The 20,637-nt window shown below is 32.6% G+C and carries 18 protein-coding genes and 1 tRNA gene; 8 read left to right on the forward strand and 11 right to left on the reverse strand.

Going from position 1 to position 20,637, the window contains the following annotated elements; genetic code table 11:
• The first annotated feature begins 16 nt into the window (after positions 1-16).
• From ATO12_RS16860 to ATO12_RS16885, 6 genes are read left to right on the forward strand one after another with little or no spacing between them, the layout of a single operon-like run.
• A complete protein-coding gene (locus tag ATO12_RS16860; protein ID WP_051575905.1) occupies positions 17-1,201 on the forward strand; it encodes a hypothetical protein in 1,185 nt (394 codons plus the stop codon).
• 7 nt (positions 1,202-1,208) lie between these two features.
• Complete coding sequence (locus ATO12_RS16865) at positions 1,209-1,910, forward strand: ABC transporter ATP-binding protein (RefSeq protein WP_034243970.1); 702 nt, start codon at positions 1,209-1,211, stop codon at positions 1,908-1,910.
• A 4-nt stretch (positions 1,911-1,914) separates the two neighbouring features.
• Complete coding sequence (locus ATO12_RS16870; protein ID WP_034243972.1) at positions 1,915-3,348, forward strand: ABC transporter permease; 1,434 nt, start codon at positions 1,915-1,917, stop codon at positions 3,346-3,348.
• Entirely contained in the window at positions 3,345-4,784 is a 1,440-nt protein-coding gene (locus tag ATO12_RS16875; RefSeq protein WP_034243974.1) for a DUF3526 domain-containing protein, read from the forward strand. The genes ATO12_RS16870 and ATO12_RS16875 overlap by 4 nt, the downstream gene beginning before the upstream one ends.
• Positions 4,781-6,991: a DUF5916 domain-containing protein gene (locus ATO12_RS16880; RefSeq protein ID WP_034243977.1), complete on the forward strand. Its 2,211-nt coding sequence runs from the start codon at positions 4,781-4,783 to the stop codon at positions 6,989-6,991. Before ATO12_RS16875 ends, ATO12_RS16880 begins: the two co-directional genes overlap by 4 nt.
• A gap of 2 nt (positions 6,992-6,993) precedes the next feature.
• Complete coding sequence (locus ATO12_RS16885; RefSeq protein WP_051575906.1) at positions 6,994-8,358, forward strand: MATE family efflux transporter; 1,365 nt, start codon at positions 6,994-6,996, stop codon at positions 8,356-8,358.
• Positions 8,359-8,379: 21 nt separating this feature from the next.
• On the opposite strand, the gene ATO12_RS16890 is transcribed toward ATO12_RS16885, so the two are convergent.
• The 5 genes from ATO12_RS16890 to ATO12_RS16910 form a co-directional block, all read right to left on the reverse strand.
• Positions 8,380-8,988: a class I SAM-dependent methyltransferase gene (locus ATO12_RS16890; RefSeq protein WP_034243979.1), complete on the reverse strand. Its 609-nt coding sequence runs from the start codon at positions 8,986-8,988 to the stop codon at positions 8,380-8,382.
• The gene (locus tag ATO12_RS16895; protein ID WP_034243981.1) at positions 8,981-9,427 is read right to left on the reverse strand and encodes a Fur family transcriptional regulator; all 447 of its coding nucleotides are present in this window, start codon (positions 9,425-9,427) and stop codon (positions 8,981-8,983) included. The genes ATO12_RS16890 and ATO12_RS16895 overlap by 8 nt, the downstream gene beginning before the upstream one ends.
• A gap of 247 nt (positions 9,428-9,674) precedes the next feature.
• Positions 9,675-10,430, reverse strand: coding sequence for a DJ-1/PfpI family protein (locus ATO12_RS16900; RefSeq protein ID WP_034243983.1), 756 nt, complete (start codon positions 10,428-10,430; stop codon positions 9,675-9,677).
• Positions 10,431-10,937: 507 nt separating this feature from the next.
• A tRNA-Arg gene (locus ATO12_RS16905) sits at positions 10,938-11,011 on the reverse strand.
• Between the two features lie 175 nt (positions 11,012-11,186).
• Positions 11,187-12,524 carry an SPFH domain-containing protein gene (locus tag ATO12_RS16910; protein ID WP_034243985.1) on the reverse strand — a complete coding sequence of 446 codons (1,338 nt, stop codon included), beginning with the start codon at positions 12,522-12,524 and terminating at the stop codon, positions 11,187-11,189.
• Between the two features lie 381 nt (positions 12,525-12,905).
• Here ATO12_RS16910 and ATO12_RS16915 point away from each other — a divergent pair, with 381 nt between their 5' ends.
• Complete coding sequence (locus ATO12_RS16915; RefSeq protein ID WP_034243986.1) at positions 12,906-13,418, forward strand: adenine phosphoribosyltransferase; 513 nt, start codon at positions 12,906-12,908, stop codon at positions 13,416-13,418.
• 55 nt (positions 13,419-13,473) lie between these two features.
• On the opposite strand, the gene ATO12_RS16920 is transcribed toward ATO12_RS16915, so the two are convergent.
• The 4 genes from ATO12_RS16920 to ATO12_RS16935 form a co-directional block, all read right to left on the reverse strand.
• Positions 13,474-14,286, reverse strand: a complete 813-nt coding sequence (locus tag ATO12_RS16920; protein WP_051575907.1) for a hypothetical protein — start codon at positions 14,284-14,286, stop codon at positions 13,474-13,476.
• A 108-nt stretch (positions 14,287-14,394) separates the two neighbouring features.
• Positions 14,395-14,547, reverse strand: a complete 153-nt coding sequence (locus tag ATO12_RS16925) for a hypothetical protein (RefSeq protein ID WP_025666657.1) — start codon at positions 14,545-14,547, stop codon at positions 14,395-14,397.
• Positions 14,548-14,612: 65 nt separating this feature from the next.
• The gene (locus ATO12_RS16930; protein ID WP_034243987.1) at positions 14,613-16,151 is read right to left on the reverse strand and encodes a M56 family metallopeptidase; all 1,539 of its coding nucleotides are present in this window, start codon (positions 16,149-16,151) and stop codon (positions 14,613-14,615) included.
• A gap of 3 nt (positions 16,152-16,154) precedes the next feature.
• Positions 16,155-16,511, reverse strand: coding sequence for a BlaI/MecI/CopY family transcriptional regulator (locus tag ATO12_RS16935; protein ID WP_034243990.1), 357 nt, complete (start codon positions 16,509-16,511; stop codon positions 16,155-16,157).
• Between the two features lie 292 nt (positions 16,512-16,803).
• Between ATO12_RS16935 and ATO12_RS16940 the strand changes: the two genes are divergently transcribed.
• Positions 16,804-17,664 carry a M57 family metalloprotease gene (locus tag ATO12_RS16940; protein ID WP_034243993.1) on the forward strand — a complete coding sequence of 287 codons (861 nt, stop codon included), beginning with the start codon at positions 16,804-16,806 and terminating at the stop codon, positions 17,662-17,664.
• A 104-nt stretch (positions 17,665-17,768) separates the two neighbouring features.
• On the opposite strand, the gene ATO12_RS16945 is transcribed toward ATO12_RS16940, so the two are convergent.
• Positions 17,769-18,518 carry a LytR/AlgR family response regulator transcription factor gene (locus tag ATO12_RS16945; RefSeq protein ID WP_034243995.1) on the reverse strand — a complete coding sequence of 250 codons (750 nt, stop codon included), beginning with the start codon at positions 18,516-18,518 and terminating at the stop codon, positions 17,769-17,771.
• A 6-nt stretch (positions 18,519-18,524) separates the two neighbouring features.
• On the reverse strand, positions 18,525-20,399 hold the full coding sequence (locus ATO12_RS16950; RefSeq protein ID WP_034243998.1) for a tetratricopeptide repeat-containing sensor histidine kinase: 1,875 nt from the start codon (positions 20,397-20,399) through the stop codon (positions 18,525-18,527).
• Positions 20,400-20,637 lie beyond the last annotated feature (238 nt).

Consider the following 20,637-nt stretch of genomic DNA (forward strand, 5'->3'; position numbering starts at 1 on the left):
TACAAAAATTAAAGTAATGAACACGAACACATTAAAAAAAGCAGCACACATACTTTTTACAGGATTTATTTTTATAACAATAAGTATACTATCAGGATGTAAAAGCGACGATAATTCTATTCCTCCAGAGGAGACAACAGTAAAAATAAACCATGGCCTGGCCATAGTATCGGGTGCAGGAGATGTAAAAACTACATTTTTACAAGGACTTACAGATCTTAATCGAACTTCGATAGATAATGCTAATGGTACAGAAGTAGGACAGTTTTCTTCTATATACTCAGACGGAAAAGCCATGTTCACAGCAGGTTTTGGCGCTCCCGCAACTATGAAAAAATTTGTGTTTGATAAAACTGGCAAAGCAGTTTTGGATCAAGAAATAATAATTCCGGGATCTAATTCTTTTTCCTCTCTCGAGATTCTTAATGAAACCACAGGTTACGCTACAGTTGGAGGAGGGATATCTAAAGTTATTCAGTTTAACCCTGCTACGATGAGGATTACAGGAGAAATAAACCTAAAAGATGCTGGTGATGGCCTTTTTTACTCTGATATGATTATAAGAGATAACAATTTATTTATCGCACTTAATGATTTTGGAGGATCAGGTTCTGCTAAGATTGCCGTGGTAGATTTAAGTACAAATTCCTTAAGTAAGATTATAACAGATGATCGTACAGCCACACTTTTTAATACACTTACTGCCGAAATTATGACTACAGATGCTCAAGGAAATATTTATGTTCAGGCTTCTGGATTGTTTAGTGGTAAACCTAGTGGTGTTCTTAGAATCAAAGCAGGAGAAACAGAATTTGACACAGATTATTTTTTCGATCTGAAAGCCGCTACTGGTAATACGTGTTTTGGATTATATCGTTTTAGTAACGGAATGGTATGTACTACGATTTCTGAAAATGATGATAACTTTTTTGGCACAGATGGAGCTAATCCTTCTTTTAGATACCGAAAAATAGATCTTTCTAAGGCTCAGGATTTAGGAGATTTAGAAGCCTCTCTACCCAATACATTTGCAGCATCCAGAACATCATTTATGAAACAAGTTTCTGATGATGAGGTTCTTTTTGCTATTGCAGGTACAGAAGAAGACGCCTTGTACAGCTATGAAATTAGTTCGGGTAATGTTTCAAAGAAAATGAAAAGTACCAGTGGTTATATAACAGGATTAATCACTTTAAAATAATTTGAAAATGCTTGAAGCAATTGATTTAACAAAAAAATATGGAGATTTCACTGCTCTAAAATCTTTAAACCTAACAATAAAGGAAGGAGAAATTTTTTGCCTGTTAGGAGCAAATGGAGCAGGGAAATCGACCACTATTAATCTATTTCTAAATTTTATAGATGCAACTCATGGTCAAGCTATGATCAATAATATGGATGTCACCATGCATGTTAAGGAAACTAAACAATTGCTATCCTATATCCCCGAAAACCTGATGTTATACAAAAATCTGACAGGGTTAGAAAACCTACATTTTTTTTGTGGATTAGGTGGAGGAAATCAAAACAAAAGTGAGCTGGAAGAATTATTAATACAATCTGGTTTACAGAAAGATTTTATACGCAAAAGAGTAAGTAGCTACTCTAAAGGAATGCGTCAAAAAGTGGGTATTGCACTAGCTCGGGCTCGAGGAGCAAAAGTATTATTGCTAGACGAGCCTACATCGGGGTTAGACCCCAAAGCTAGTAATGAATTTTCTGAACTATTATTACATATGAAAGAAAGGGGAGTAACCACATTAATGGCAACCCATGACCTTTTTAGAGCAAAAGACACGGGTACACATATTGGTATAATGAAAGAAGGGGCATTGTTAGAAAAATTTGAATCTAAAGACGTTAGTTTTCAGGATCTTGAAAAAATGTATTTGAAACATATGCACAATTGATAAGATGAATGGAGTACTACTGATTGCCAAAAAAGAAATACAAATTGCATTGCGAAAAAAGCTAATAGCGGCTCTTGCTATAGTCATTATGGGATTGCTTAGTATTGCTTTATACACAGGATATGTAGCCTATAATCAACAACGAGCTATTATAGAGCAGGCTAAGCACGAAAATAGAACAGAATGGTTAGAGCAAGGGGACAAACACCCTCATATAGCTGCTCATTATGGGACTTTTGTATTTAAACCAAAAACTATACTAAGTTTATTTGATTTTGGATTAGATACTTATACAGGAACTTCTGTATATCTAGAGGCTCATTATCAACACGAATTTATGTTTCGCCCTGCACAAGATCATAGCAGTATGATTAGGTTTGGAGAACTTAGTGCAGCAATGGTATTTCAAATATTAATTCCTTTACTCATCATATTTTTGGCATTTACTGCTTTTACCGAAGAAAGAGAAAATGGAACTCTTAAATTATTAATAAGTCAGGGAGTATCTTATTCCTCTATAGTTAAAGGGAAAATAATAGCATATGTAAGTATTCTTTTTGCTATAGTGATTCCGTTTTTTGTAATCGCTTTTATTTTGTCTACAGTAATAACAGATTCTGGTAGTATCCCCGATGTTGGATTACGAGTATTGTTTTTACTTATAGTGTATGTCGTATACTTATCGATTTTTGTTGCTTTTTCGGTGTGGGTATCTATGCAATCATCAACAGGAAGAAATGCATTACTTACTTTATTAACTTGTTGGATTCTTTTTACCATTATTATCCCTAAAACAACAGCTAATTTTGGCGAAAGCTTCTATCCTCTACCTTCTATGAAAATTTATAGAGAAGCTATTCAAAAAGATATTAGAGAAGGCTTAGATGGGAAAAACCCAAAAATTGCCCGGGAGCAGCAACTAAAAAAAGAATATTTACAGCACTATAAAGTAGATTCAATTCATAAACTACCATTAAATTTTGAAGGAATGCGCATGCAAGCCGGAGAAGATTACGGAAATAAAGTATATGATGTACATTGGCAAAGGTTAATCGATATTTTTAATCATCAGAATCGAATCAGTAGCTTATCCAGTTTTATTACGCCATATTTAGCCGTACGTAATGTATCTATGGGACTTGCTGCTACCGATCTCAATACTTCTATTCATTTTCAAAAAGTAACAGAAAATTATCGTAGGGAGTTAGTCAGGAAAATGAATCTTGATATGGCGCAAAACTCTAAGTATGGCGAGTTTTATGAATATAAAGCAGATAAAAATTTATGGAAAACGGTTAAAGATTTTCACTATAAAACAATGTCTGCGTACGAGATACTAAGCCAATATTTAATAGAACTATTATCCTTATGTTGTTGGGGCCTAGTTATTTTCTTTCTTCTTAACTATTCATCACATAAAAAGAAACCAGTATTATGAGTAAAGTAACAATAACATTATTGCGTTATGAGTGGATTGCTTTTACCAGAAATACTTTTCAGATAGTAATGCTAGGCTGTACTTTTTTACTGGGGCTTTACTCAATTTATTATGGGCAATCAGAGATAAAAGTACAACGGGACACTATCCAGGATGTAATAGAAATCGAAAAAACCGAGTTCCATCAATATCAGGCAAGTTTTAAAGAAGAATTAGCTTCTGTAGCGCAGAAAAAGAAATTAGAAATTGCATCAGACCCCGCCTATGCATGGCATAGACATGGTTATCATGCGATTTTACATCCTCATGATTATGCAGCCTTGGCAATAGGACAATGTGATTTACATCCCTATTATTATCGCCTTACCGGAATGAGTTTACATTATCAGCTTTTTGAAAACGAGATCGCAAATCCAGTAAAATTATACGTTGGTAATTTTGATTTATCATTTGTATTAATTTATCTCTTTCCTTTATTGATTATAGCATTTTCATACGGTCTATATTCTGGCGAAAAAGAAAATGGTGTACTACCATTGCTATATATTCAAACTGTAAATATCAGGAGCATTATTATAGTGCGACTCGTATTATATTTCTTCCTTATTACAGGATTGGCACTTCTTATTTCTATGATAGGACTAACCACTTCTGGTAATATTATGAATTCTGAGAATAGCCTGGCAGCTCTTTTTTGGATACTTGGCGTTATTATCTACTGTGCATTTTGGTTTGCAGTACTCTTCTTTATTATAAGTTTTAAAATGAATTCGTCTTTTACGGCGATCACGGCAGCGGGAGTATGGTTATTCTTTCTTATCATAATCCCAGCTGTACTTAATGTATGGGTAACTACCAGGTATCCATTAGACAGTACATCACTAGCAGAAATTACTCGTAGGACAAGTCTTGAAAATGAAGAAGATGAAAACGAAGCCAGAGAAGTTATTCAAGAATTTTTAGCACATAATCCCCATCTTCAGGGTTCTGATAGTCTTATACATAATAACACACTTGCCAAAGCATACGCTGCGCTAACATCCTTAAAAGATATGCATAGTAAAGAAGATGTAGATCATTATAACAATCAGGTATATCAGAGAAATCGATGGATATCAGATTTCCATTGGGTAAATCCTGCGGTAAATATGCAGAGTATATTTATTCATATTGCAAAAACAGATCTTAATACCTTTCATCAATTTCATACTTCTATAGAATCATTCCATCGTAATATTTCAGATTTCTATTTTCAGAAATTGTTTTGGGATAAACCTATACAGCGTGCTGACTATTCGCGATTACCATCCTTCAAAATCAAGACAGATGAAGTAAAATGGAGTACTCTTATTGTATTAGGGATAGTCAAAATTAGTATCGCAACGATCTTATTTTTCGGAATAGGTTTCATAATCATGAAAAAAAAGAAAATATGAGAAATTTACTTTACACTATACTACTTTTTACACAGTGTATTGTTGGTGTTGCACAGCATACAAATCAAAATTTTCCGCCCCCTAGTGATCCTCCCCAGGTTTTTGCAAAACGTGCAAAGGGTTCCATAAAAATCGATGGCAAATTAAATGAGTCTGACTGGCAGGAAGCTCCTGTTACCAAAGATTTTTTTCGCATGGAACCCCGACAGGGAGGAGCTTATACATATAAAACCGAAGTACGTGTTTTATTTGATGAGAAGCAATTATACGTAGGCGTGTTTTGTGAAGATTCTTTAGGGAAAAAAGGAGTTCGGGTACAAGATTTAAGAAGAGATTTTAGTGCCGGTGAGAATGATATTTTTGGTATTCAATTAGATCCTCAAAATCTCAAACAATACTGCGTTTCGTTTCAAACCACTCCGTATGGTAATCAACGAGACTTACAGAATTTTAATGATAATAGTACCGATAATGACTGGAATGCACTATGGTCGGTACGCACTCATAGAACCGATATGGGGTATTATGCAGAGTTTGCGATACCCTTTACATCTATTCGGTACGACAGTCAGAAAAGCGAAGAAGATATTACCTGGGGAATTACATTTAGCAGATTAGCAAGAAGAGATTATGAGCGAACCGTTTTTCCTGCTATTCCTCAATCTTTTTCTCCGTACAGGATGACATATGCTGCGCAACTAAAAGGGTTAGAACTTCCCAGTTCTGGAGCAAATCTTAGAGTAGAACCTTATTCTCTATATCAATACACAACGACTGACACAGAAGGAGAAAAAAACTCTGATAGTAAACTAAAATTTGGAGGAGATGCAAAATGGGCAATAAGTCCACGATCGGTCTTAGACATAACTGTTAATACAGATTTTGCACAGGCAGATGTAGATAGAGCGGTTAACAATCTTGAACGGTTCAATATATTTTTTCCAGAGCGAAGGCAATTTTTCTTAGAAAACTCTGGGATTTGGGCAGGAGCCTCTAATAATTTGGTTCGTCCTTTTTTTAGTAGAAAAATTGGATTAGAAGGTAAATTTAATGCTGTTCCTGCTCCCATCAATGTCGGAACACGTTTTACAGACAGAAACGATAAAAGAACGCTGGCAGGGTTATATATCCATCAAAGAAATACTGATAATGCACCTAGTGCAAATTTTGGAGTATTTCGTTACCTCCAGAATTATGGAAAAGAAAACAATGTGGGAGTGATGATCAATCATCGCTTAGATGAAAATAGTAAAGTATTAAATATCGATGAAAACAATAATACAACCGCAACCATAGATGGTTTAATTCGAATAAAAAATAGATGGACAATTTCGTATCTAATTTCTTCTACATATGATGAACAAACTAATAAATGGGGAGAAGCAGGGAATCTTTTTTCTGGATATCGAAGCAATAAGATGTATTGGGGATGGTCTACAAATTTTGTAAGCAAAAATTATAACCCAGGTACGGGTTTTGTCTTTCAGAATGATGTTATAAAACATAATCCTGGCGGGTATTTTATTGTAAGACCTAAAAAACTTCCCTGGATTCGTCGCTGGGATCCAGGTTTTTTTGCAAACTACTATCATGATTTTCAAAACCCAGAAAAATTTCAACAGGCAAGCCTGTATCTTTTTCCTGTATATGTATTTTTTAAAGACAACAGTTTTGTAGAATACTCGGTTACACCATCATGGCAAAATATAAATTTTGATTTCAAACCTCTGGGGTTAGCTATCGAACAAAAAAGGTATTTCTATACCCGACAATTTGTTCGATATAATTCTGACCGATCAAGAAAATTGTCGGCTTCTTTTAAATATGAATGGGGAGGTTTCTATAATGGAAGCAGAAATACAATTACGGCTGGTATGCGATATGCTCCTTTACCTCATATTGCTTTAACCGCAGATTATGAATATAATAATCTTAGGAAAATAGGAATACTAAGAGAAAATTTAGAAACTAATTTATATTCTGCCAGTCTTCGTCTTGCACTCTCTCCCCGAATGCAACTATCTACCTTTTACCAGTATAATTCATTTAACAAGCAAGGAAGGTGGAATGCACGATTTAGTTGGGAATATATGCCTTTATCTTTTATTTACCTGGTGTTTAACGATACCCAAATAAAATCATCGTTAGATCCTATAGACAGGAATCAACAATTCATTAGTAAAATTACTTTTCTGAAACAGTTTTAATTGTGAAGAAACAACCAGATATACTGAAAGATAATCTCTGGAAATTAATGCTTAAGCTTTCTTTACCAGGAATATTAGGGATGATGGTAATTTCTATTAATTCCCTGGTAGATGCTATTTATGTGAGTTATTTTATTGATGCAGAAGCATTCGCCGGGATTTCTTTGTTATTTCCGCTTACCCTGGTTATTACCAGTGTCACTGTTTTTATTGCAGCTGGATCATCTTCGGTTTTAAGTAGGGCCATAGGAGCCAAGGATATAGAAAAACAACAAAAAGTAATCCCTAATATGATTGCACTTTCTCTTATAAGCTCGATAATATTAATGGTGGTAGGTGTTCTTTTTACTAAACAATTAGTAGCCTTTATGGGAGCTACAGGAGCTATGCTGGATTATGGTGTTTCTTATTTTGAAATATCCATTCTGGGAGTGTTTTTTACTATCTACGGTCTTTCTGCTAATGGACTTATTAGATCCGAAGGTAAAATTAAACAAGCAATGACATTTACAGTAGTATCTGTAGTCTTAAATATTACATTAACACCTCTGTTTATTCATACCTTCTCTATGGATATTGCTGGTGCAGCCTTGAGTAGTATCATATCTATGTTTATATATGCGATTGCAACCTCGCTCTATTTTGTTAAGAAAAAAGCATCGTTTACAATTGGAAAATTTAGTGTTAAGATTGAAAAAGATATCATAAAAGATGTAATTAGTGTAGGTACATCTGCTTTTGTTATGCAATTATCTAATGTTATAAAACAGTTTTTTTTGTTTAGAACTCTGGCCTGGTATGGTACTACCCATGATATTGCTTTTTTTAGTGCTGCATTTAGGCTATTTTCATTTTTGGCAGTACCTGTATTAGGTTTATTACAACCCTTGCAACCTATAATAGGAATAAACTATGGTGCATCTAATATACCGAGATGTATAGAGGCAATAAAAACATTTAGAATTGGTGGCGTTTTATTTATCCTGGTTTTTATGATCCCTGTGTTGATTTTTCCTGAATATTGTATTCAATTAATGCTTCCTGATATGGTATTAAATACTCAGGAAATCTTTAATCTAAGAAGTATTTTGGCAGTGCTATTTTTATTACCTATTGCTTCGAGTAGTATTATTTTTTTTCAATCGGTAGGAAAAGGAAAACTAGCCAGTATAGTCCCGATAAGCCGACAAATTGTTTTGTTTCTACCTTTAATTTGGGTTTTCCCAAAAATGTTTGGTATTAATGGAATATACTATACGCTTGTTGTAGAAAATATAATCTATGCACTAGTATTATGGATACTATCTTCTATAGAACTTAAGAAACTATTGAGTTCGGCTTCTAAAAGAATGGTGTTTCAGAAATAATAAATATAAGGTATAAATAGCCTACTTTTTCTGAGCTACGATATGGAAAACATGCCAATATTTTTCTTTACCGGATATGGTTTTGCCTTGTTTTTCTATTTCTTTACAATGGATAAGGTCGAAACGATTAAACATTGTTTTGATCTGTTTCTCGGTATGAAAAGTCATTTCGGGGTTAGAACTCCAGGCATCATTGGTGCCAAAAAAATGGCCACTAAAAATTCCTTTTTCAGTTATTGAAGAAATAATGATAGCCCATAACGTATCAAAATGATCGGGGTGACAAAATGGTAAACTAAAAGTAGCGTTGATAAGCTGAGAATCGGGAAGAGTATCTATGTTTTCAAAAGAATTTAAACGAAGCTGAAGCTGTTGTTTGTATGTATCCGGGGTATTTTCCTTAATTCGCAATAAAGCTTCATTTTGTTTGTCTATGGCAAGTACATTCCATTTATCCTGCAGTAAAGCAAAAGTGTCTACACCATTCCCGCAACCCAAATCAACAGCTAGCCTGTTTTGAGGATTAATTTGTAGTTTTTGAGAAAGAGCTATTGCATTACGTAGAGTAGCCGCTGGAGGGTGTTTTTTTTGATCAAAATAGTGATAATGAGTGTTCCAGGGATTATCCATTAGTTGTTTTTAAACTAGAAAGGCATGCATTACAAACGCCATTAATGGTATAGTTTATTTTTTGAGCCAGAAATTTTTCTAAAACTTTAATTTTTGGAATTTTAATATCTTCCAGACAATAGGTCTGTGAGCAATTTTCACAAATAAGATGAACATGTTCATCAGAATGTACTTTTTCTGGGCATTCATGACTACACATTGCATATCGTATACCATGACTGTCTTCAGAAGCTTTATGTAATATCCCATGCTCTTCAAAAGAGCCTAATGTTCGATATATGGTTACTCGATCATGACTTACCTTCATATGAGAAATTATTTCTTTTGCAGATAATGCGTAATCATAATTTAGAAATATTTTAAGCATTTCTATTCGTGCCGAAGTCTTTTTTAAAGAATGTGACTTAAGTAAATCTTCTATATATTTTTGCGTATTCATGAATCGTTAAAATTCCAATAGATTTTAAAAAGATAAAGGGTATTATGCCCATTATTTTTTTAATCGTTTTTTGTTTTTATCCCTATCTCAAAGATACTTATTTTATAAAAAAGAAGTATACTAAATCTCTGAATATTAATAAAAATTTCACTATTGTAATTATGATTCCTATCTTCTTGAAATTCTGAATTTACTTTATCCATGAAATTTCTAAATGCCAGTATGTACACAATTATTTATATGGCATTTATTCTTTCCAATTTTGAAGTCGGTCTATGTATAAATAACTTTCGACAAATTTTCTGTGCTCGGTACTGGTCATTTTTTCTAGTAAACGAAGAGCAGAAATATAGCTCGTTAAGTTTCCGTTGGAGGAACTAAATTTTCCATCCTCAACAAAGGTTACCAAACTGTCGTTTTGAACTTTTAGGTTTGGATACTCTTTCTGTAGCTGTTTTCCGCCACCGATATAGGTAACAATTTTATGTCCGTCTGCAATTCCTGATTTTCCAATAAGTTGTGCTCCTGCGCAATTGCTCACGATGTATTTAGTTTCGTTATTTTTCTTTTTGATAAAATCTACCATTTTTTTATTACGAACTTGTGCATACATATCATAGCCACTAGGAACAAAAAGAGCTGTTAATTTTGGGCAGTTGTCAAAAGTATAGTCAGGAACAAAATGCATGCCTTCTTCTGTGGTGATTGGTTTTTTTGTTTCTGCTATGGTGATTACATTAAAAAGTTGTTCTAAGTTTTGATTCGGTTTTCCAAAAACGTCTGAAGTTGCTATAACTTCACCTTGCAATACGCCATTAAACATTAGAAGACCTATTGTTGGTAATTCTGGCTTAAATGGTTTTAAGTGTTTTGTTAATGTATCAGTTGATGACACTACTTGATGGGTATCTTCGGTTTTGAAGTTGTTTTTTGATTTTTCGGTAGTACAACTCATAAAAATTGCAGCAAAAAGCAGTGTTATGGTAATCATTATATTTTTCATGTTCTTGTTATATTTTAAAAGTGTAACAAAGGTAATTATGTATATGCTGATAAAAATTAATCTAGTTTAAGAAAGTTAGTTTCTTTTGATCACAATCAGATATTTGAAGATTAAATCAAGAAAGCTCACTAAGAGATATTCTTAAACATTACCGCAATGCATTGCCTTGTAATGATGTAGAAGCTATTAGTTTTTTATTTTAACGGATTGATTTAATCTTTCCTGACAAAGCTCCGCTTTGAGCATCGCAAAAAGAATCACTTGGCTTTGTTTCAAAAAAGAAGCGAGCTTCATTTCTGAAACTCGCTTAGTAATTCACATTTTTTGTGATTCATTTGTGACCTCGGCAGATTATTTAATAATGATCCTAATTAAAACTCGCTATTGCAAATAAGAAACCACGAGTTATTACTCTAGTTCTTTATTTTATTCCAAAACTTCAAACTACGTTTGGTTTTTCTATAAAATAAAAAACCACGTCTTTTGGACGTGGTTTCTTGCTTGTTGTGACCTCGGCAGGATTCAAACCTGCAACCTCTTGAGCCGTAATCAAGTGCACTATTCAGTTATGCTACGAGGCCTTTTTGCGGGTGCAAATATAGTTGTTTTTTATATTGCTGGCAAAATTTATATAGACTTTTTCGCAGATAGAAAAAAGCTACCCGACAGGTTTTAGATAAACACGATCTAAAAACAGGATTCGAGTAGCCTGATAGTATGTGTGTTAAAGCACAGTTATGCTATATGTAAATTAATTTATTGACTTTTTCTGGTCATCATCTTTTTGGCAAGATCTGCACCAATTAATGATTGTAATAAGTTTCCATTAGCATCTTGTTTACCGCCATCCTGTATATAAATCTCTGGTAGTTTTAGCTCTTTCAGCTCCCTGGCTATATTTACAGAAGTCTTATATTCCCACTCGGCACGTTCTTGTGGAGTAAGACCGGCACTTACCAGTTTAGCATTTTCATACGACTGTGCATCTGCCATGGTTTTTTGTGTTTTGGCCTTAAACTGTGCAACTTCATAATTCTTACGCTCCTCGATAAGGTTAAATTCTGCTACTTTGGCTTTTGTTTCTGCTTCGATAGTTTTTTGAATTTGCTCTTTTTCTAGTCGGGCACGTTCTGTTGCTTTCTCAGCTTCACCCTTTGCCGTTTCTTTTTGAGCACGATAGAATTCACGCTCTGCTTGTTGTTTTTCTAATTGCGTTTGCGCTACCTCTTCTTTTTGTAATTGTAATCGTTTATCAAAGGTGCTCTCCCAATCAATTTCAGTAACAACAGCTTGTACTACTGTAAGACCATAAGCTTTTAGAGAGTTTCCTTTTTCCCGTACAGGCTCTCCGTTTATGTATTTGATTTTAAAACGCTTCTGTTTAGATTCTTTATTCACGATTGTTCTCACAACACTGCTGTCCCCAATTAATTCTCTGTTTTCGTTGGCTATGTATTCTTCTAGTACATACATACCGTTTTCTAACTGATCTTTAAAATACCGGTCAAAATCAGACGCTTGTCCAGAGATATAATCCTGGGCATCCATTAACTTACACGTATTCTTAATTGATTGATCTATATTAGGGATGATACGTGATCGAATAAGGTTTTTTTCGGTTTTATTACGGTCTGCTACAGATAAGAATTGTGATTCATCTGCAGTATTAATACTAATGACTACCGAAGTTGCAATTCTTGCTTTTACAGCATCGCTAAATGCCCAGTATTTTGCCACATCAACATTGGCATATTTACTTTGTTCCCCAAGCTCACCACTATCTTTATTTGGAATTACATATTTGATAGGGAGTTCGAATTGTATAGGGATCAAACGTCCCCACATTTTGGTATTGATACCTTGATGTACTACAGCTTTTTGGCTACCCCAGGGATATTGTACTGCATAGGCAGTACCAGGTTCTGCATAAAAAAACATACCAGAGATCACACTTAGCACAAAACCAAACCCAATTAATTTAAAATTACGCGACTTGGTGAACCAATTTATAATTTTTGAAGTTGAAAAAAATGGCTTGATTATGAGCATTATGATTCCTGTAAGAATCATCACGATTCCTATAAATGTTAGCATATTAGATGGTTTTAGAAATGATTAATTGATTTAATTTTTAGATATTGAAGAAAGTAGTTTTGTTTACATGATTTCTAGGTTTTTATTGTTAAAATTAGTTGTATTTCTATATTGTCTTTTTAATATATCTGAAAGAAAATTATGGGCAAAATATTTTTACTGAAATCTGTGAAGGTGATTGTTATTTTGTAACTAAAAAGATGATAATTGTTTTGGAATGTAATCATGTTGTCTTAATATTAGTTAATAAATATAATATAAAATCAGCTTTGTTATTATAGATTGAAACATTTGTAGGGCGGTTTTGCATCATATTTTGATTTTGTAGGCGATTTTCATCTTTTTTTGGCCTCTTTTTCTTATTTTCATTATTTTCGGCCAATGAACATACAAGATTATATCAGGGATATTTCTGACTTTCCCAAACCTGGAATTTTATTTAAAGACATTACTCCTTTATTAGCAAATCACAAAGCTTTGGTAAGTTGTGCAGATCAGCTAGTTGGTTTATGCCCAGATGGTGTTAAGATTGATAAGGTAATTGGTATAGAAGCCAGGGGGTTTATTATAGGAAGTATGATTGCAGAACGTTTACAAGCAGGATTTATACCTGTTCGTAAAAAAGGAAAGCTACCTTATGATGTAAAATCAAAGAGTTACGGCTTAGAATATGGAGAAGATACATTAGAAATTCATATCGATGCTATCAAAGCCGGAGAACATGTGCTGATTCATGATGATGTACTGGCCACAGGAGGAACTGCTAAGGCTGTATGTGATTTGGTTAAAGAATTGGGTGGAGTAGTAGTGCAATGCAATTTTATTATGGAACTCGAATTTCTTAACGGAAAAGATAAACTCGATGTTCCCAGGTCTGCTCTTTTAAAATATTGATGATAAAAAAAAGCCTTCAAAAAAGATGAAGGCTTATATTATTTTTTTAAGAAATTTATTTTTTGGTAGTGGCTATAATAGCACCGTCTTTTGCTTTGTCGCCATAAATACTAATGGCAGTTTCTGGTTTAAGAAAATCTACTTCGGCTAACTTATCTGATTTTGCAAGTGTATCCAGGGTATTAAAATCAGCTTCTTTTCCGTCAATAATAATTAATTTTTCAATATCAGGATTGTCTACAAAATTATATCTTTTGGATTTGAAATTTTGAAAATGTGGCATTTGCTGACCGTTAAAAAAGAAATTTCCATCTTCATCTTCTTCAAAAGTAAAGGATTTCATGATCTGATCCTTTAGTTTTTGTGCATCAAAATGACCTTTATAAAATAAGGAGTCATTCTCTTCATCAAAATCAAAAACAAAATTATGCTTCTTCATAATGCTGTCCATATCAATTTGTATGTGACTAAAACCCGACTGATTTTTCCATGCGGCAATGTCAAACATACCAGAGTTTGAGATATACAAATTACCATCTTTATAACCCAATTCTATTTTAGAAATAGGAGTCTTAGAAGATGAGGAGTATTGACTTTTCGAATTTCCTTTTTTAAGAACAATGCTAAGACTGGTAATCTCTTTTTTATCATTAAATTCTATTTTTTTGATAAGCAATTCGATACCATTTTCTAAAAAGAATGCTTTTAAATCCTCTAATTCTTTTTCTGAGGTGTCTTTGTTTATTACCGCGGTTATTTCGTTAGGTTGAATATTATCAATTATCAAATCCTTACCAGAGTTTGTTGTAAATGCGGTTAAGGAGAGCATACCTAGCATGCTGATTCCTATAATGATCCATTTTTTCATACTACATATTTTTGGTTATTTATAGATGATATTACTTCTTCTTTAATTACGAAAAAGAGTTGCTAGTGTTGCAAAAAGTAGTATTTTTTTATAGATAAGGCTATGATGTTATCCCAAAGCTCTTTTGGTAACATATAGTCGCCATCCAAATATGAGAAGTTGTAATTTGGATGCTTTAGCAAGGTCCAGACGTTTTTTGGTAAAACTGGGTAGAATTACTTTATTAAGCTTGGCGATAAACGAAAAGAAATGTTTTTGCATGGTCAAAAATACAAAAAACTCACTTGAAGGAAGTGAGTTTTTTAAAGATTTATTTCTGGATTGGGTTAGTTCTTTTTGGTAGTAATTTCGATTACCCCGTTGTTTCCTTTATCACCATACTTTTTGATAGCAGATTTTCCTTTAAGGACATTTATCATTTCTATGGTATCAGAATCTAGTTTTTCCATTTCTTTTTTGGTTGTTTTTTTTCCATCTATATAAATTAATGGCTCACCGTCTCTATCACCTGTAATGTAAGCAAAGGTTTTGTTGTCATTAGTATGTATCTTATAAATGTCTTTGTGATCTCCATTGTTAAAAATGAACTCGTTTTTCTTATCTCCGGAATGGATTTTTATCGTGCTTCCTTTTTTGGTCTTACCATCTTTATCAACAACCCATACGTAATTAGGACTATTTCCGGATTGACCAATTTCGATTTTACCGGTTTCACTATTGTATATAATAGCAAAAGAATTAATTGGGGTATCATTTGATATGGCATAGTTGGTCGTTCCTTTTTTAGAAGATATATCTACTTTAATACTTGTAATTTCATTAGCTTCATTTCGTTTAATACCAGAAAATTTAACTTCAAGACTGTAGTCATTTTTTAAGGTGTTTTTGACTTTGTTGAGGTCTTCTTTTGAAGAACTTTTGTCGACTATAAATTCAATAATTTTCTCACCTTTTTTCTGAAAGATAATATTTTCTGAAGGGTTTTGATTCGTTTTTGTATCCTGTTTGATTCTAACAACTTCCTCGGTATTAAAACTCCATAAAAATAGACTTAACAAGGGGAGAATAACAGTGATTTTCCATAACTTCTTACTTTGAGAACTTTGTTTGTTTAACATAATTATTCGTTTTTTGATTAATGATTGATAAAAATTATTAGTAATAGTAGAGTAATTATTTGATGATACTCTTAATAGCGTTAATTGATACTCTTTTTTGGATGTTATTTGGTGTATAGCTTCTCGATCGGCAATAAATTCCAGGTTTTGCTCCAGGTTTTTTTTGTAAAACCAGGCAAAAGGATTTACCCATTGAAATATGAGAAGAAGATTCATGAGTATTAGATCTAGTGTGTGAAATTGCTGAACATGTATTTTTTCATGTTTTAGAATCATATCTAATTCTTCGGCAGAATGTAATGCAGGATTGTATACAATCGTTTTAAAAAAAGAAAAAGGAGCAATATCTTGAGTAACTTCTATAAAATTGAAACCATCTTTTTTTACGCCTTGATGATGTGTTAGTAGTTTTTTTAAGGATAGCAGTTGAAGGCCAAAACGAGATAGAAATATAAGAGCCCCAAGACCATAAAGTATAAACCCAATTAACCACCAGTTTATAGTTTCGGGAATTACATTTTCTGAAGCGGGCAGATGTGTTTCTGTTACATAAAAAACCGGGTTTTTAATGAACTTAATAGTTGTAAACTCTACGAATGGCAATAGTATAGAAGTGATGATGCCAACCAATAAAAAATGCCTGTTTATTGTAAAAAAGGTATCTTTTCTAAGCAGCAAAAAATAAACTCCGTAAAATATCGAAAGTAAAATACTGGCTTTAAAAAGATAAATTAAGAAGGTTTCCATAGCTTATTTTTCTTTTTCTATTACTTTTAAAATCTCTCTTAACTCATCTGCAGTTATTTTCTCTTCTTTGGCAAAAAAGGAAACCATATTTTTATAAGAGTCATTAAAATATTGTTTCATGGCTTTACTTACAAACTTGCTACGATACTCTTCTTTTGTAATAATAGGGAAGTATTGATGTGTTTTTCCATAAGCTTGATGACCAACATACTTTTTATCCTCAAGATTGCGTATGATTGTAGATACAGTATTGTAATGTACAGCATGGTTTAATTCGGCCTGAACCTCTTTTGCAAAAGCTTTTTTTAGTTTCCATAATGCCTGCATGATTTCTTCTTCTTTATTCGTAAGTTTTTCCATAGGAGAGTATTAATAATGATCAAAAGTATAACTATAGTTTTAGTTTTACAACTATTTTTATAGTTATTTAACTATTTAAGTAGTTGTTAAGAAGAAAGCAGATAAAATTTTCACACCAAATAGAGTATAGAAATGCTTTGTTGTAGCGACTTTTTTGTTTTATGTAAACTACTGTATTACAGTAATAAAAATGTGACTTATCATCAATTTGTTGATAAATTTTTTTTTCGTTCAGTAAATGAAATGTTAAATTTATCACAACAAAAACACACAAACTTAACTTTTATTTAAAATGAGAAGAATCAAATCTTTAGTGATAGCCACTGCAATGGCTATTGCGCTAACGCTACTGTCTTGCGATAAAGATCAGGTTACGATTCCTGTAGAAGAGTCCTCTTTAGTTGTTGAAAAAGATGTTTTAAGCAAAATTACATCATTACATTTTAATCCCAACGGGATAAAAAAGGTAATGATAAATGATATAGACGGTACCCAAAAAGCAATGTATCTTGTTGAAGATGACATCATGTTGTCAAAATCTCAAATAATGGATATGGGACTTCATGGGGGGATTCAAAACAAACAGTATAGAACCAATAATTTGGTGACATCGACTAATGTTATTCGTGTAGTGGGGTACACAGGTAATAATCAGTATGGATTAAGTGCTACAGCACAGACAGGTTTGCAATATGCGGTTAATAATTACAATAATGAAAATCTTAGTATTAGATTCATATTATCTTTTGGGACAAGCTGGCGAGCTAATGATATTCTGGTATATGTAGATAATAGTATAAACCCGGATCCAAACAGATCTGCGGGGATTGCAGGTTTTCCTAGTAATGGATACCCTTTTACAAGGGTTAGAATTAATAACGGAGCTAATTTAACGCAAACAAATCAGCAACTAGAACATTTACTAGCGCACGAAATTGGTCACTGTATAGGATTAAGGCATACAGATTGGAATACCAGAAAAACATGTGGAGAAAATAGTAATGAAGGAGTAAGCAATAATGGTCTTGTATATATCCCGGGAACAGCTGGTCCTGGTGGTGATCCAAATTCTATAATGAATGCTTGTTATCCTGCTAATACCGATGGCGAATGGAGTAATCTGGATAGAGTAGCATTAAACTACCTATACTGATTTGGTAGTCGAAAGTATATTTAGATATAGATAAAAGACTGCCAAAAGGCGGTCTTTTATTATTTTATAATAGCTGCAGTACGATATAAGTAACAGGAATATTTCTAGATGCGTTTAAGAAGTTCTCGTTTCTTATCCCTGGAAATAGATAGTGTTTTACCATCACTCATTACAATATGTCCCCCATCATCATTACTTAATAATTTGAGGTAATGAATATTAATAAGATTAGATTTATGGATCCTGAAAAAATTGGGCTGTATTAACTTTTCTTCAAAAAACTTAAGATTTTTTGATACGACCATCTGTGGTTGATTATTAAGAATTATAGAGGTGTAGTTGCCCTCTGCAATACAATACATAATATCTTCAATTTTGATAACATGTAACCCCCTGGCGTCTGATAATGTGATCTGTGGAGATTCTCTTAAATTGTACAAAGTTTTTAAGTTTTCTTCTACACTGCTTTTAGAAGCAGCTTCTTTATTTATATATTGAGTTACCTTATTAACAGCTTCTTTAAGTTTTATAGGATCTACAGGCTTTAAAAGATAATCAATAGCATCATACTTGTATCCTTTTAATGCATATTCATCATGCGCAGATATAAAAATTATTTTGAAATCCATAAGTTCATGACTAGGGATCATATCAAAAATAGTACTGTTTCCTAACTGAATATCTAAAAACACAATATCTGGATTAAATTCTTTGAAAAGTTTTTTCATTGATGTTTTGTCCCATCCTTCGCCAATTACTTCTACTTCTGGGCAATAGTTTTGTAATAGAACTTTTAAGCTGTTTCTAGCCATTTTTTCATCATCTATAATGATGCATTTAAGTGATGTACTCATAAACTATTAATTTATAATTGGTAGATTAACGGTAACTCTGGTACCTCTTGATTTTTTATTATCATCCAACAAATCTGTAATTTTCATAGACGTTTTTTTGTATCCTACCTTTCTAAGAAGCTTTATTCTTTCTGCCGTATTTCCTGATGCAATCGATAAATTGGTCGATTTTTTTGATTTTTTATTTAGTTTGGCAGATTTTTTTCTGCCAATACCATTATCCTCGATAATGCATTGTATGCTATTTTTCTTTTTTTGAAATGATAGCTTCAGTATTTTTTTGTTTTTAGAACTTAATCCGTGTATAACAGCATTTTCGAGATGCGGTTGAATAATCATAGAAGGGATTTTAGGATTAAGCTCAATTAAATTTTCGTCAATTGTTAGGTTTAACTCAAATTGATCTTCAAATCGTTTGTTTTCTAGAGTTATATAAGTCTTGATAATCTCTAATTCTTCCTTAAAACTAATATATAGACTATCTGAGTTCGATAATATTTTTCGGATTAGTTGAGAAAGTTCTCTCATATGTTCACTGGCCTCGAACTTATCTTTTTGAAGAATATAACTCTGTAATGTATTAAATGAGTTAAATAAGAAATGCGGATTCATTATTGATCGCAATGATTTTAATCTAACCAAGCTAATTTCTTCGTTGAGTTGTGATATTTTTAACCTGCTTTTTTGATAAATAGTTAAAAAAAACAAGATGCAAATTATAGTAATAACTCCCGAACTTAAGGCGAGAATTTTACTATTGTAAACTTGTTTGTTTGTCTTTTGATTTTTCTTCTCCAGGTTAGTAATTAGTTCATTTTTTTCGGTTAGTATTTTATTATACTCTGATCTTGCAATCTCTTTTTTAAGATTATGTTCGTTAAATTTTTTAAGATAGTTTTCTTTGGCTCTTAAGTAATGAATTGCCTTTTTTAATTCTCCTTTGATTTCATAAATCTCAGCCAGATCATTTAAACTCATTATATTAGAAGGGGGGTAGGCATTCTCTGTATAACTTATAGATTTCTTGTAATAATCAATAGCCTTGTCTAGGTGACCTAGCTTATAATTTAATTCTCCTACTGTGTTAAAGAAAAATGATCCAAACTGTTCTTTTTTGCTGTCCGTAATATTATTTAGATCAATGTATTTATCAATAATTCTTGAAGCTTCTTTTAATTTATTCTGTTTGATATAACCATAAGCAACATTATTTGCAGCTATTTCGAGAGAACTATTACGATCTGGTTTTTTTTCAAGAATGCGTATGGCTTGATTAGAAAAATAGGCCATCGAATCTGGGTTTGTTTTTTCGAATGTAGAAGAAATATTTAGAAGCGAAATAGCCATCCTGTACTCTTCATTTGGTTTAATATACTTAAACGAAGTCTTAAAATTTTCCCTGGCAATCTCTGGTTCTAACAATTCATTGAATAATGTTCCTTGATTAATTAGAATGTGCCATTTAAATGGTTCTTTTTCCGTGGCATTAGAAAGGTTTATAGCTGTATTGTAGTACTCTAGAGCTTGCGAATATTGATCATTTTTTTGCATTTGCCAGGCTAGCATGGCGTATACTTCTATACGACAATTAATATTGTCGTTATCAGTGCAATACTCTAATAAATCAAATAGTTCATCTGTGTCGGTATTTTTTGATTGATTATATGTATAGAATCTTAATAAAGATAGGTCACTTTTGATAATGCTATCTTTATGATTTAACTGCCTTGCCTGTTCTTGCTTTTGTTTAAGATGTATAAGAATTGAATCCTGAACTCTTTTTTCTTGATCAATTACTGTTGTGTCTTTTGCAGAAATTGATGCAATAGAGAGTAATCGGAATAGAAAAAACAATATGATGATATATCTGTTTGCTGTCATATCTGTAATATATGATAAGTAAAATTACGAAACTAATAAAGTTATGCCGTATGTGTTGCAATTTTATTGTTTGTAAAAAAAAATGAATGACAACTTGCGCAAATAAGCACAGCATTGGAGAGCTAAGTTGTAAAGCATTCTATCCTGTTAATATCAGGTAAAATGATACTTATCAAGGTGTTGTTGTGTTTTTAACGTTAACAAAATACGGGTTTATTACTGTTTATTGCTAAAAAAT

Origin of the sequence: Aquimarina atlantica (assembly GCF_000626715.1) — a bacterium.
GTDB classification, from domain to species: Bacteria; Bacteroidota; Bacteroidia; order Flavobacteriales; family Flavobacteriaceae; genus Aquimarina; species Aquimarina atlantica.